The sequence below is a fragment of the Serratia sp. CY29653 genome (assembly GCF_052169255.1).
In the GTDB taxonomy this organism is placed as follows: Bacteria; Pseudomonadota; Gammaproteobacteria; order Enterobacterales; family Enterobacteriaceae; genus Serratia; species Serratia sarumanii.
In genome coordinates this window covers 584,844-597,141 of the sequence record NZ_JBJNLC010000001.1, presented here as the reverse complement: position 1 = coordinate 597,141, position 12,298 = coordinate 584,844, and the positions used below count along the sequence as shown (strand labels likewise).

The window sequence follows — 12,298 nt, the reverse complement described above, 5'->3', positions numbered from 1 at the left end:
AGCATGGCGCCGGCGGCCAACCCGCTGGTGGACGCCGCCAACCCGCTGCTGAACGCCATTTCGCAGATCCGCCAGTCGGCCACGCACGCCAACCCGGCGCAGCTGCGCCAACAGCTGATCGACGAAATGCGCCGCTTCGAGATCCGCGGCCAACGCGCCAACCTGCCGTACGAGGTGATCATCGGCGCGCGTTATTGCCTGTGCACCGCGCTGGATGAAGCGGCGGCGCTGACCCCGTGGGGCAGCAACAGTGTGTGGTCCGGCAGCGGGCTGCTGGTGACCTTCCATAACGAAACCTGGGGCGGCGAGAAATTCTTCCAGCTGCTGGCCAAGCTGTCGCAAAGCCCGCGCGAGCACATCAACCTGCTGGAGCTGATCAATTATTGCCTGCTGCTGGGCTTTGAAGGCCGCTATCGGGTGATGGAAAACGGCCGCTCGCAGCTGGAAACCATGAAGCAGCGCCTGCTGCAGCTGATCCGGTCGGTGCGCGGCGGCTATGCCCCGCCGCTGTCGCCCCATGCGCTGGATCTGCCGGTACAGCAGAAACTGTGGCGCCCGCTGGTGCCGCTGTGGGCCTGCGTGGCGCTGACCGGCTTCCTGGCTTCGCTGCTGTTCATCGCCCTCAACTGGCGGCTGGGCGACAACACCAGCCCGGTGCTGGCGGCGATTTACCAAACCAATCTGCCGCAGGTGGCGATCGGTAACCCGGCGCCGGCCGCACCGCCGACGCTGAGCCTGAAAAGCTTCCTGCGCAAAGAGATCGCCGAAGGGCTGGTGGTGGTGCGCGACGAAGCGCAGCAAAGCGTGGTGATCCTCAAAGGCGACGGGCTGTTCGACTCCGCCGCCACCACGGTGCGCGCCAACTATATTCCGGTTATCGACCGCATCGCCGCCGCCATGAACGGCGTCAGCGGCAAAATCCTGGTCACCGGCTACAGCGACAACGTGCCGATCCGCAGCGCCCGTTTCGCCTCCAACTGGGAGCTGTCGCTGGCGCGCGCCGAAGCGGTCAGCGCCCGGTTGCAAAAGCACCTCGCCAACCCGCAGCGTGTCAAGGCCGAGGGCCGCGGCGAGAGCAATCCCGTCGCGCCGAACGATAACAAAGTGAACCGCGCGTTGAACCGCCGGGTAGAAATTACGCTGTTGGTCGCCCCGGAAAATACCCAGGCGGAAATCAACGGCTTGCCGCAAGGAACCGGAAAGTAATGCTCAGTACGTTATTCTCCATCATCACCAGCCGCCTGCTGTGGGGCTTTGTCGGCATTACCGCGCTGGCGTTCATCATCTGGATGATCGGCCCGCTGGTGGCCATCGGCGACTATCGCCCGCTGGAGCCGGAACTCAACCGCCAGATCGCCATCGGCGTTATCTACCTGATCTGGTTCCTGTGCCGCCTGATCCCGCGCCTCTACAGCGCCTGGTTCAACAGCCGCCTGCTGAGCAACCTGCGCGCCGCCGAAGCGGTGCCGGCGGAAGACGGCAAGCCCGAGGTCAAACAAGACGATCAGTTGGCGCAGCGCTTCGACGAAGCGGCGCAGCTGCTGAAAAAGGCGCGCTTCACACCGGGCCAGGGCGACGGCAAACACCGCTGGATGACCCGCTTTAGCCGCCAGTACCTGTACCAGCTGCCGTGGTATGTGATCATCGGCGCGCCCGGCGCCGGCAAGACCACCGCGCTGGTCAACTCCGGCCTGCACTTCCCGCTGGCGGATCGCTTCGGCAAATCCGCGCTGCGCGGCGTGGGCGGCACCCGCAACTGCGACTGGTGGTTTACCAACGACGCCGTGCTGCTCGACACCGCCGGCCGCTACACCACGCAGGAAAGCCAGCGCGAAGAAGACGCCGGCGAGTGGCAAAGCTTCGTCGCGCTGCTGAAAAAATACCGCACCCGTCAGCCGATCAACGGCGTGATGGTGACCATCAGCGTCGCCGATCTGCTGAGCGACAGCGCCGAAGCGCGCGCCGCCCAGGCCAGCGCGCTGCGCAAACGCCTGATCGAACTGCACGAACAGCTGGGCATTCACTTCCCGGTCTATGTGCTGGTCACCAAAACCGACCTGCTCAACGGCTTTATGGCCTACTTCGGCAGCTTCGACAAAGCACAGCGCGACCAGATCTGGGGGTTCACCTTCCCTTACGAGCGCTCGCGGCAGCCGGACTTCAACCTGAACGCCGCTTTCGAACAGCAATACGCCCTGCTGCAACAGCGGCTGGACGCGGCGCTGCCTGATACGCTGCTGATGGAGCACGACGCGCGCCAGCGCGCCGAAAGCTACCTGTTCCCGCAGGAGTTCGCCGCGCTGCGCCCGCTGCTCGGCCAATACCTGGAGCAGGTGTTCGCCACCTCCAGTTTTGAAACCCGCTTTACCCCGCGCGGCATCTATTTCACCAGCGGCACGCAGGAAGGCCTGCCGTTCGACCGGGTGATGGGCGAGCTGAACCGCTATCTGCAGCTGCCGACGGCAAACTCAGGGGCGCAGGCCAACGCGGCCTGGGACAGCGTGGGCCAGGAAGCGCCAATCCCGGCGGCCAAGGGCCAAAGCTTCTTCCTGAAAGAGACGTTGGAATCGGTGGTCTTCCAGGAATCCGGGCTGGCGGGCAGCAACCGCTGGTGGGAATACCGCAACCGCGCCCTGCACTGGGCGGGTTACATCGCGCTGGCGGTGATCCTGGCGGTGCTGGCGATGCTCTGGTTCACCAGCTACGGCAACAACAAGGCCTATCTGGCGGAAGTGGCCGCCAAGGTGCCCGGCGTCGAGCGCCAGGGGCAAAACCTGACGCAGTTGGGCAACGGCGACATGTTCTCGCTGCTGCCGTTCCTCAACAGCCTGCTGCACCTGCCGGACAGCCAAAACTTTTCGCTGGACGATCCGCCGTTCACCTACCGCATGGGGCTGTTCCGCGGCGATCAGGTGAGCGACGCCGGCAATGCGCTGTACCAAAAAGCGCTGAAAGAGCTGCTGCTGCCGCAGGTGGCGCAACAGATCGCCGCCACGCTGCGCAACGACAACCACGGCGATGCGGACTTCAGCTACGAAGCGCTGAAGGCCTACCAGATGCTGTATCTGCCAAAGCAGTACGACGGCAAATTCCTGCGCGCCTGGGTGATGCTCAACCTGCAGCGCAACCTGCCGCAGGGCAGCACCCAGAAACAGCTGCAGCAGATCGAATGGCATTTGGGCCAGCTGCTGGATGCGCAGATCCAGGCCTCGCCTTACGCCAAAGACGACCCGCTGGTGGCGCAGGCGCAGGCCGCCATCAACCGGGCGCCGCTGTCGCAGCGCGTCTACGGCCGCCTCAAGCGCCTGCTGCTGAAGCAGACCGACATCAAGCCGGTCAGCCTGGTCGATTTGGCCGGCCCGCAGACCGAGCTGGCGTTCAGCCGCAAAAGCGGCAAACCGGTGACCGACGGCGTGCCGGGCCTGTTTACCTCGCAGGGGTATTGGAAAGCGTTCAACGACAACATCGATCCGGTGACCGACACCCTGCGCAAGGAAGACGTCTGGGTGTTGAACAGCCAGACGCCGGAGCAGAAGAGCGCTGATTTGACCAAAACCATCCGCCAGCTGTACATGCAGGACTTCATCAGCGCCTGGGATGAGCTGCTGGGGGATATCCAGCTGGCCAACATCGGCAACCTGACCCAGCGCATCAGCAGCGCGCGCCTGTTGTCCGGCAACCCGTCGCCGATGCGTAACCTGCTGGTCAACGTCAGCAAAAACGTCACCCTGCGCGACGAGAAAAGCGACGCCGACTCCCGCTCGCTGCTGGCCAAAACCGAAGACAGACTGAATCAAAACGCCAACCGCACGCTGGAAGCGCTGTTCACCAACCGGCCGGCCAACGCCGACGGCGACGTATCCGCCCAGCCGGAACAGCTGGTGATGGCGCACTTCGCGCCGCTGCTGGAGCTGGCGCAAAGCCAGGGCGAAGGCAATAAGGCGATCCCTTTCGACAGCGTGCTCAAGCAGGTCGATGAGCTGTACAGCTATCTGACGGCGGTTCAGGGCGCGGCCAACAGCGGCATGTCGGCGCCACCGAGCGACATCATCCCGCGTCTGCAGGCCGAATCCGGCCGCTTGCCGGTGCCGTTCAAACAGATGCTGCTGTCGCTGGCGATCGGCGCCAGCAGCGACACCCAGCGCAAAGAGATGGAGAACGTGAAAAAGCGCATCAGCTTCGAGGTCGGCAGTTTCTGCCGCCAGGCGATCGCTGGCCGTTATCCGCTGGTGGCCCGGGCGCGCCAGGAAGTGACGCCGGACGATCTGGCGCGCATGTTCGCGCCGAACAGCGGGCTGATGGACAGCTTCTTCCGCGACAACCTGCAGGGCAAGGTCGACACCACCCGCGCCAACTGGCGCTTTACCCCCGGCGTGGACGGCAAGACGCTGCCCGGCGGCGAGGGCATCCTGCGGTCGTTCCAACAGGCGCAGCGCATCCGCGACGCCTTTTTCGCCAACGGCACCGCGACGCCCTCTTACCGCATGACCGTGCGGCCGGTGCGGATGGATAACGACATTCTCAACCTGACGCTGGATATCGACGGGCAGCTGTTCAAATACAGCCACGGCCCGCAGGTGCCGCTGGTGGTCAGCTGGCCGGGCACCCGCAATACCAACCAGGTGCATCTGCAGCTGGCGCTGGCCAACGGCACCACCGCCAGCCTGGTGACCAGCGGGCCGTGGGCGCTGAACCGCCTGGTGGATATGGCGCAGTCTTCGGGCACCGGCGGCCTCGGCCGCCAGGCGACCTTCAATCTTGACGGCCACCGCGTCACGCTGGAGTTCACGCCCAACAGCATTCGCAATCCGTTCCAACTGCCGGCCTTCTCGTGCCCGTAGCCCCGAAAGGACATGACCATGAGCACTGATTCAAGCGCCCCGACGAGCATCGGCTGGTACGGCAAACTCCCTTCCGCCGGCGACTTCCTGCAACGCCGCCTGCCCGATCCGGTGGTCAACAACTGGGCCCACTGGTTCCATAACGGGCTGGTGAATTTGCAGCGCGATGCGCAGGGGCCGAACGGCCACCCGTTCAGCAACGCACCGGTGTGGAACTTCGTGATCCCCGCCACGCTCGGCAGCCCGTACGTGCAGATGGGTTGCCTGTTGCCGGCGCGCGATCGCGTCGGGCGACGCTACCCGATCTGCGCGCTGCGCCTGTTCAGCCAACAGGATTGGCGGCCGCAACAGCTGAACATGGCGGCGAGCTGGTACCAACAGCTCGGTTATACCCTGCTGAACGGCGTGCGCAACGGTTTCTCCGCCGAGCAGATCGACCGCACGTTGCAGGCGATCCCGGCGCTGCCCAGCCCGCCGGCGGAAGCGGATTCCGAGATATTGTCGATTATCGGTTTCCAGCATCCGGACGTACCGGGCCTCGGCTGGCAACAGGCCGCCGACTGTTTCGACCCGGCGCAGTACACCAGTTTCTGGTGGACCAATCAGGCCGACGGACACCCGCTCTATACCCACGTGCACAGCGGCAACCTCACCGTGCAGCTGTTTTCACTGCTGTTCGAGCCCAACGGCTGGGCGCGCCCCGGCCGCGGCGGCCAGTACCCGCAAATGTTTGATTAACATCGCTCGTTGAAGGAAATTTTATGGCTATCGACACCGATACCCTGCTGGCCCCGGTCGACGCGGACAACCCCTGCGGCGACAACCTGGAATACGACACCGACTTTCTGGCGATGGAACAAGCCGCCACCGGCAAGGCCGAACAACAGTTCGGCAGCACCATCATCCCGGAAGAAGCGCCGGATTGGGTGCAGGTCGAACGCCTCGCGACCTCGCTGCTGGCGCGCACCAAAGACCTGCGCGTCATGCTGTATCTCACCCGCGCCTGGACCCAGCTGCGCGGGTTGCCGGGCTACGCCGACGGGCTGACGCTGATCCACCAGTCGATGGCCCGTTACTGGGATGCCCTGCAGCCGCCGCTGGAGTTCGACGGCGAGGCCGACCCGCTGTTTCGCATCAACGCGCTGGCCGATCTTGGCGATAAAGCCGCGCTGGCCGCCAGCGTGCGCGCCGCGCCGCTGCTGAAAAGCGCCGCCGGTGAAATCTCGCTGCGCGATGCCGGCGCCCTGCTCGACGGCAGCAAGCAGGAGTGCCCCAATTTTCCCGGCGGCCGCGCACGGCTGCAGGATGAACTGGCGCAACAGGATCGCCCCGAAGGCGCCCTGGTGGCGCGCATCGCCAACACCCTGAGCGCCATTCGCGGCGAAGTGACCCGTCATCTGGGGGAAAGCGCGCTGCCGGAAATGAGCGCGCTCACCAAGGTCTTTTCGCTGGTGGCGCTCGCCGGCCAGAGCGAGGCCCCGGCCGCCGCCGAACCCGACGCCCCGCCGGAAGCCGCCGCCGTGCAGCCACCCGCCGCCGTGCAGAGCGCCACCGCCCCGCTCAACTGGCGCAGCGCGCAGATCCAGTCGCGCGACGACGCCCAGCTGATGCTGGACAAGGTGAAAAACTATTTTCGTCTTCATGAGCCGAGCCACCCGGCGCCGCTGATGATCGATCGGGTCCAGCGGTTGATTACGCTGGACTTTATGCAAATCGTCCGCGATTTGGCGCCCGATGGGCTTAACCAACTGGAGACCATTCTCGGTCGCCCCGACAACGAGGAGAACAGCTAGCCGCCGACCTTTGTTCTCTTGACGCATCCGATACCGTCTGCCCCTGCGCAGACCCGAATCAGAACCTGACTCTCCCAGCCGGACGAGGCGCGTTCCCAATCGCCATTAGATGGAGTAAATCATGTCAAACTCGAAATCCCGCAGCGGGCAGAAATTCATCGCCCGCAACCGCGCGCCGCGCGTACAGATTGAATACGATGTCGAAATTTATGGCGCAGAGCGCAAAATCCAGCTGCCGTTCGTGATGGGCGTGATGGCGGATCTGGTGGGGAAAGCGGTCGATCCGCAAGCCAGCGTGGAAGAGCGCAAGTTCATGGAGATCGACGTCGACAACTTCGACGAGCGCATGAAATCGCTGAAGCCGCGCGTCGCTTATCAGGTCGACAACACCCTGACCGGCGAAGGCAAGCTGAACATCGATCTGACCTTCGAAAGCATGGAAGACTTCTCCCCCGCCGCCATCGCCCGCAAGGTCGACGCGCTGGACAATCTGCTGGACGCCCGCACCCAGCTTTCCAACCTGCTGTCCTACATGGACGGCAAGAACGGCGCCGAAGAGCTGATCTCCAAGATCCTGCAAAATCCGGCGCTGCTGCAATCCCTGACCGACGCGCCGAAGCCGGCGGTTAACGACGAAAACAACGAGCGTGAGGATTAATCGATGAGCAACTCGCCTCAGCAACAAAATGCGTTGCAGACCACCGAGACTTTTTCCAGCGATGAATTCAGCGCGCTGCTGAACAAAGAGTTCCGGCCGAAGACCGATCAGGCCAAAGAAGCGGTCGAGAACGCGGTGAAAACCCTGGCGCAGCAGGCGCTGGAAAACACCGTCACCGTTTCTTCCGACGCCTACCGCACCATCCAGGCGCTGATCGCGGAAATCGACGAAAAGCTGTCGCAGCAGATCAACCAGATCATTCACCACGACGACTTCCAGAAGCTGGAAGGCGCCTGGCACGGCCTGCATTATCTGGTCAACAACTCCGAAACCGACGAGATGCTGAAGATCCGCTTCATGAGCATTTCCAAGCAGGAGCTGGGCCGCACGCTGAAGCGTTATAAAGGCGTGGGCTGGGACCAGAGCCCGATCTTCAAGAAAGTCTACGAAGAAGAGTATGGCCAGTTCGGCGGCGAACCGTTCGGCTGCCTGGTGGGCGACTACTACTTCGATCACAGCCCGCAGGACGTGGAGCTGCTGGGCGAAATGGCCAAGATCGGCGCCGCCTCACACTGCCCGTTCATCGCCGGCACCGCGCCAAGCGTAATGCAGATGGAGTCCTGGCAGGAGCTGTCCAACCCGCGCGATCTGACCAAGATTTTCCAGAACACCGAGTACGCCGCCTGGCGCAGCCTGCGCGAGTCGGAAGACGCGCGCTACCTGGGCCTGGTGATGCCGCGCTTCCTGGCGCGCCTGCCGTACGGCATCCGCACCAACCCGGTGGACGAGTTTGACTTCGAAGAAGACACCGACGGCGCGACCCACGGCAACTACACCTGGACCAACGCCGCCTACGCCATGGCCGCCAACATCAACCGTTCGTTCAAAGAGTTCGGCTGGTGCACCGCCATTCGCGGGGTGGAATCCGGCGGCGCGGTGGAAAACCTGCCGTGCCACACCTTCCCGAGCGACGACGGCGGCGTGGACATGAAGTGCCCGACCGAGATCGCCATCAGCGATCGCCGCGAAGCCGAGCTGGCCAAAAACGGCTTTATGCCGCTGGTGCACCGCAAAAACTCCGACTTCGCCGCCTTTATCGGCGCGCAGTCGCTGCAGAAGCCGGCGGAATACTACGATGCCGACGCCTCCGCCAACGCCCAGCTTTCCGCGCGCCTGCCGTACCTGTTCGCCTGCTGCCGCTTCGCGCATTACCTGAAGTGCATCGTGCGCGACAAAATTGGCTCCTTCCGCGAGCGCGACGACATGGAACGCTGGCTGAACGACTGGATCATGAACTACGTGGACGGCGATCCGGCCAACTCCTCGCAGGAAACCAAATCGCGCAAACCGCTGGCCGCGGCGGAAGTGCAGGTGGAAGAGATCGAAGACAACCCGGGCTATTACAGCGCCAAGTTCTTCCTGCGCCCGCACTACCAGCTGGAAGGCCTGACCGTCTCCCTGCGCCTGGTGTCGAAACTGCCTTCGTTGAAGCAAAACGACGCGTCCTGATGGGCTGAAGTCAGGCCGCGATAGTGCGGCCTGGCTGATACATTAACCTCATCACAGGGAAAGAAAGATGAAGACAAAACGGTTTTATCTGGCATCGCTGTTGGCAGTCGTCTGTTCGCTCTCCGCCGCGCCGCCAGCTTTCGCAGAGCAGACAACGAGACAGCATTTGACGTCCGATGATGTCAATCTGCCAGGCAGCGACTTTTTCCGTTTCTATCGCAGTGCAGATAAACAGGAAAAAGAGAAAGCGCGGATTTATTTGCTGGGCGTGCTGGACGCGACGGAAGGAAAAAGCTGGTGCCAATACAGCCAGCTACAAACCGTCACTCTGCAGGAGTTTGTGTTCGAATTCTTTAATAAACTTCCCGCTGCGCGCCTGCACGAAAGGGCAGCCTCCCTGATTGAAGAGGCTCTGGCGACTCGCTTCCCCTGCAAAGGAGGCAAAGCATGAAACCATTATATCGTCAGCTAAAAAGCAGCCATTACTCCTCTGATTACTCTAGCCCGGGATATTTGGCAGCAGAAGCCGTTTACGCCGAGATTGGTTATGAGCTTGATACGCTTCTAAAGCAAAACCCTGGTTATGCCAATACCTGTGCCGTCCGCATGAGCCTGGCGCTGTTGAAAGCTGGCATCAGCTTCAAAGGCCGCCTGCCAATCAAAAAAGGCGCCTATAAGGGTAAAACGATTGAACCTGGAGCCAAACTGCTGGCCGATCAGTTACATCGCTCCAGTAGTTTTGGCAAAGCCAACATTTTCTTTAATGCTCCAGATGCAGAGAAGGGTATCGGCAATAAAAAAGGCGTCGTGTTCTTCAATAAAATAACCAACTATGATGGCGGACACATTGATCTTATCGAACCAGAAAACTCGCTATTGACCTGCCATTCCCATTGCTATTTTAACTGCAAAGAAGTCTGGTTTTGGGAATTAAGCTAGTGTTCCATCGGCTGACCAGTAAAAGCATGAGGTTTGGTTTAACTGCATGCTTGCTTATCGCCTCATTAAGGCTGCAAGCAGCGCCGATTCAAGATCCGGTGGCATTTATCAAACAGATGCCTTATCACCAGGTCGTAAAAGAACTGGCATTGTCACGCTGCCTGGCACAGGTCTCCGATTCGGATAAAGCATTCTCTCTTGATGCAGCCAGAACAGCGAATGCGATGAGAGAATGGATGCCATTCGATATCGAATCAGGTGATGAGAGAATCAATGTTCTCATCGACAAATATAAATCCAGAATCAATGAGTTTCACAGTGAAACTAAAGACAAGAGTCAAGGCGTCACCTTGAACTGTCTGCGGTTGTACCATAGCCCTGAATTGGACAAGCTTTCCCGACAGCTCATAGCAGGCAATCCAGATCGCACGTGGAATCAAGATAACGCGAAATAATTAAGCATTGAGCCATTAGCACTTAATAGTGGCTCGGTAACCCGTACCGATAGTTTTCGGTATTTAATAAGGTGCATGGCACAAGGATATAAATTGGTAATGCATTACCACACTTGCAATTCCTGCTGCTATTACCTGAGTTTTTCAACGTAACGTTAATACTACTGTTAACCCTTAATAAAGAGTGAAGAAACTATGGCTATTGATATGTTCCTGAAAGTTGAAGGTGCCAGCGGCGAATCTAAAGATTCGAATCACAAAGGCTGGACCGACATTACTTCTTTCTCCTGGGGCGCTTCTCAACCGGGCAATATGGGCGTTGGCGGCGGCGGTGGCGCCGGTAAAGTGTGCTTCAACGATCTGCACGTTAACGCGCTGGTCGACAAGTCAACCCCGGCGCTGCTGAAGCACTGCTCCAGCGGTAAGCACCTGACTAAGGTTGAGTTGTCTGTCTGCAAGGCGGGCGGTACTCAGGTTGAGTACGTTAAAATCACCCTGGACGACGTGCTGGTCACCGCCGTGCAGTACACCGGCGCAGGCGGCGAAGACACCGTGGGCGTCACCTACTCGTTCCAGGCGGCCAAAGTGAAACAGCAATACTGGGAGCAGAGCGACAAAGGCGGCAAAGGCGCCGAAAGCAGCGCAGGTTGGAACATCAAGGAAAACCGCGAAGCTTAATTTGTATGCCCCCCGGTTACGGCCGGGGGTCTAATATAGGGAAATAACAATGAATAATAACCGCCCCATTTTTTCAGCCGCATGGGCTGCAAGCACTAAAATATATAACGCGCAATATTCAGCTCAGAATGTTGCCGAGATTATCGGTGGGCGTGTAGCCATGAATATTGCGCCTAATGGAAAGTGGGAAAACACCTGCGCTGTACGCATGAGCTACATCTTGAATAAATCTGGCTTTCCCATTCCTTATGTAAAAGATCAGACCGTATCAGGTGCCGATCGTCAATGGTATTTTTTTAGAGTTAAAGATCTTATCGCTTATTTGACAAAGATCTGGGGCAAACCCGACCTTCGAGTCAAGTTCCCTCCTCCAGGTGGTGGTGAATTAGCAGGAAAGAAGGGGATCATATTGTTTGAAATTGCAGGTTGAAGCGATGCCGGAGGACATGCTACGCTCTGGAATGGGAACGGCGATTGTTATGATCATTGTTATTTCAATGAACCAGAAGCTCGCTATACAACAAATTACGCTAACTTTTGGGTATTGAGATGAAAAAAATCCTTATCTCCTTTTTTTGTCTATATGCCACTTGTGCTATAGCACAGAAAAATCAAGAAGAACCTATTGAAAAGTGGCCACCGCAGGCAGCATACAGAAACTATTTGCAAAACTATAAAGATATCGCTCTAACCTACTGCATTTCAGTCGCTTATAAGACATCACCAGAAGCCAGCAAAGATGCAATTGCCTCATCGAATGGAATCGATGCGTGGTCATACTATGCAATTCGTGATGAAGAATCCCCTATCATTGCGCTGACAAAGCAGTACTTGCAAAAGAATTACAATGCTAAGGATGGGAAAAGCCGCTTAGACTTAATGAAGTGCATGGATATGTACCATAGTAAAGATCTTGACAAACTTGCGAAAGACTATGTACAGCGCCCTAATGATAATTGGGTGAAAGACAATCCGGATAGAATAAATGAAAATCCTCCTCGGATATAATCAGTGAAAAGAATCTTACTGACTGTGGCCATCGCCGCAACGTTGAACGCTAATGCAGCGACAAAAATTGACTACTCCCCTGCCGAGCACCTCAAAAACTACGCGCTTAGCGTTTGTATCGCCGAGGGGTACTCAGCAAAAGAAGTCAAAAACGATGCCGCCGCTGCCGCCAAGGGTTACATGGAGTTCGGCGATTATTCTCTGGAAGCGCATACCGCTGTCAGGGCGCTGGCAAAAGAATTTCTGGCAAAGCCCTATGACAGCATGTCTGGGGAGACGATGACGATGGCAAAGTGCATCGATCTTGTACATAGCCAAGCGTTGCAAGCCATCATCAAGAAGTACCAAGGGAAAGACGACAACTGATATCAGAGTTGCTCAAACGACGGCTCATATCAAAGGTTATCTCGGATGAGA

At 59.1% G+C, this 12,298-nt stretch carries 13 protein-coding genes; all 13 read left to right on the top strand.

What is annotated here, in order from left to right:
- The first annotated feature begins 3 nt into the window (after nucleotides 1-3).
- The 13 genes from ACJ8HN_RS02800 to ACJ8HN_RS02740 all read left to right on the top strand — a co-directional run bounded on the left by ACJ8HN_RS02800 (nucleotide 4) and on the right by ACJ8HN_RS02740 (nucleotide 12,247).
- The gene (locus tag ACJ8HN_RS02800; RefSeq protein ID WP_049272050.1) at nucleotides 4-1,206 is read left to right on the top strand and encodes a DotU family type VI secretion system protein; all 1,203 of its coding nucleotides are present in this window, start codon (nucleotides 4-6) and stop codon (nucleotides 1,204-1,206) included.
- Nucleotides 1,206-4,841, top strand: a complete 3,636-nt coding sequence (tssM, locus tag ACJ8HN_RS02795) for a type VI secretion system membrane subunit TssM (RefSeq protein ID WP_442523020.1) — start codon at nucleotides 1,206-1,208, stop codon at nucleotides 4,839-4,841. The genes ACJ8HN_RS02800 and tssM overlap by 1 nt, the downstream gene beginning before the upstream one ends.
- Before the next feature lie 18 nt (nucleotides 4,842-4,859).
- Nucleotides 4,860-5,579 (top strand): type VI secretion system-associated protein TagF, encoded by a 720-nt coding sequence (gene tagF, locus ACJ8HN_RS02790; RefSeq protein ID WP_033647808.1) that lies wholly within the window; start codon nucleotides 4,860-4,862, stop codon nucleotides 5,577-5,579.
- Between the two features lie 23 nt (nucleotides 5,580-5,602).
- The gene (gene tssA, locus ACJ8HN_RS02785; RefSeq protein ID WP_442523019.1) at nucleotides 5,603-6,634 is read left to right on the top strand and encodes a type VI secretion system protein TssA; all 1,032 of its coding nucleotides are present in this window, start codon (nucleotides 5,603-5,605) and stop codon (nucleotides 6,632-6,634) included.
- 121 nt (nucleotides 6,635-6,755) lie between these two features.
- Complete coding sequence (tssB, locus tag ACJ8HN_RS02780) at nucleotides 6,756-7,292, top strand: type VI secretion system contractile sheath small subunit (protein WP_033635026.1); 537 nt, start codon at nucleotides 6,756-6,758, stop codon at nucleotides 7,290-7,292.
- A 3-nt stretch (nucleotides 7,293-7,295) separates the two neighbouring features.
- On the top strand, nucleotides 7,296-8,801 hold the full coding sequence (gene tssC / locus ACJ8HN_RS02775) for a type VI secretion system contractile sheath large subunit (RefSeq protein WP_016927259.1): 1,506 nt from the start codon (nucleotides 7,296-7,298) through the stop codon (nucleotides 8,799-8,801).
- Nucleotides 8,802-8,868: 67 nt separating this feature from the next.
- Nucleotides 8,869-9,252: a Rap1a/Tai family immunity protein gene (locus ACJ8HN_RS02770; protein WP_049194641.1), complete on the top strand. Its 384-nt coding sequence runs from the start codon at nucleotides 8,869-8,871 to the stop codon at nucleotides 9,250-9,252.
- On the top strand, nucleotides 9,249-9,740 hold the full coding sequence (locus ACJ8HN_RS02765) for a T6SS effector amidase Tae4 family protein (RefSeq protein WP_033653618.1): 492 nt from the start codon (nucleotides 9,249-9,251) through the stop codon (nucleotides 9,738-9,740). The genes ACJ8HN_RS02770 and ACJ8HN_RS02765 overlap by 4 nt, the downstream gene beginning before the upstream one ends.
- Nucleotides 9,741-9,766: 26 nt before the next feature.
- Nucleotides 9,767-10,195, top strand: a complete 429-nt coding sequence (locus tag ACJ8HN_RS02760; RefSeq protein ID WP_442523542.1) for a T6SS amidase immunity protein Tai4 family protein — start codon at nucleotides 9,767-9,769, stop codon at nucleotides 10,193-10,195.
- A gap of 195 nt (nucleotides 10,196-10,390) precedes the next feature.
- Entirely contained in the window at nucleotides 10,391-10,873 is a 483-nt protein-coding gene (locus ACJ8HN_RS02755) for an Hcp family type VI secretion system effector (protein WP_004961372.1), read from the top strand.
- A gap of 49 nt (nucleotides 10,874-10,922) precedes the next feature.
- Nucleotides 10,923-11,303 carry a T6SS effector amidase Tae4 family protein gene (locus tag ACJ8HN_RS02750; RefSeq protein ID WP_442523018.1) on the top strand — a complete coding sequence of 127 codons (381 nt, stop codon included), beginning with the start codon at nucleotides 10,923-10,925 and terminating at the stop codon, nucleotides 11,301-11,303.
- Nucleotides 11,304-11,422: 119 nt separating this feature from the next.
- Nucleotides 11,423-11,881: a T6SS amidase immunity protein Tai4 family protein gene (locus tag ACJ8HN_RS02745; RefSeq protein ID WP_442523017.1), complete on the top strand. Its 459-nt coding sequence runs from the start codon at nucleotides 11,423-11,425 to the stop codon at nucleotides 11,879-11,881.
- A gap of 12 nt (nucleotides 11,882-11,893) precedes the next feature.
- Complete coding sequence (locus tag ACJ8HN_RS02740) at nucleotides 11,894-12,247, top strand: T6SS amidase immunity protein Tai4 family protein (protein WP_442523541.1); 354 nt, start codon at nucleotides 11,894-11,896, stop codon at nucleotides 12,245-12,247.
- Nucleotides 12,248-12,298 lie beyond the last annotated feature (51 nt).

Coding starts and splice junctions, on each gene's coding strand:
- ACJ8HN_RS02750 (WP_442523018.1), top strand. CDS start 10,923: ATGAATAATAACCGCCCCATTTTTTCAGCCGCATGGGCTGCAAGCACT.
- ACJ8HN_RS02765 (WP_033653618.1), top strand. CDS start 9,249: ATGAAACCATTATATCGTCAGCTAAAAAGCAGCCATTACTCCTCTGAT.
- ACJ8HN_RS02800 (WP_049272050.1), top strand. CDS start 4: ATGGCGCCGGCGGCCAACCCGCTGGTGGACGCCGCCAACCCGCTGCTG.
- tagF (WP_033647808.1), top strand. CDS start 4,860: ATGAGCACTGATTCAAGCGCCCCGACGAGCATCGGCTGGTACGGCAAA.
- ACJ8HN_RS02770 (WP_049194641.1), top strand. CDS start 8,869: ATGAAGACAAAACGGTTTTATCTGGCATCGCTGTTGGCAGTCGTCTGT.
- ACJ8HN_RS02760 (WP_442523542.1), top strand. CDS start 9,767: ATGAGGTTTGGTTTAACTGCATGCTTGCTTATCGCCTCATTAAGGCTG.
- tssB (WP_033635026.1), top strand. CDS start 6,756: ATGTCAAACTCGAAATCCCGCAGCGGGCAGAAATTCATCGCCCGCAAC.
- tssM (WP_442523020.1), top strand. CDS start 1,206: ATGCTCAGTACGTTATTCTCCATCATCACCAGCCGCCTGCTGTGGGGC.
- tssA (WP_442523019.1), top strand. CDS start 5,603: ATGGCTATCGACACCGATACCCTGCTGGCCCCGGTCGACGCGGACAAC.
- ACJ8HN_RS02745 (WP_442523017.1), top strand. CDS start 11,423: ATGAAAAAAATCCTTATCTCCTTTTTTTGTCTATATGCCACTTGTGCT.
- tssC (WP_016927259.1), top strand. CDS start 7,296: ATGAGCAACTCGCCTCAGCAACAAAATGCGTTGCAGACCACCGAGACT.
- ACJ8HN_RS02755 (WP_004961372.1), top strand. CDS start 10,391: ATGGCTATTGATATGTTCCTGAAAGTTGAAGGTGCCAGCGGCGAATCT.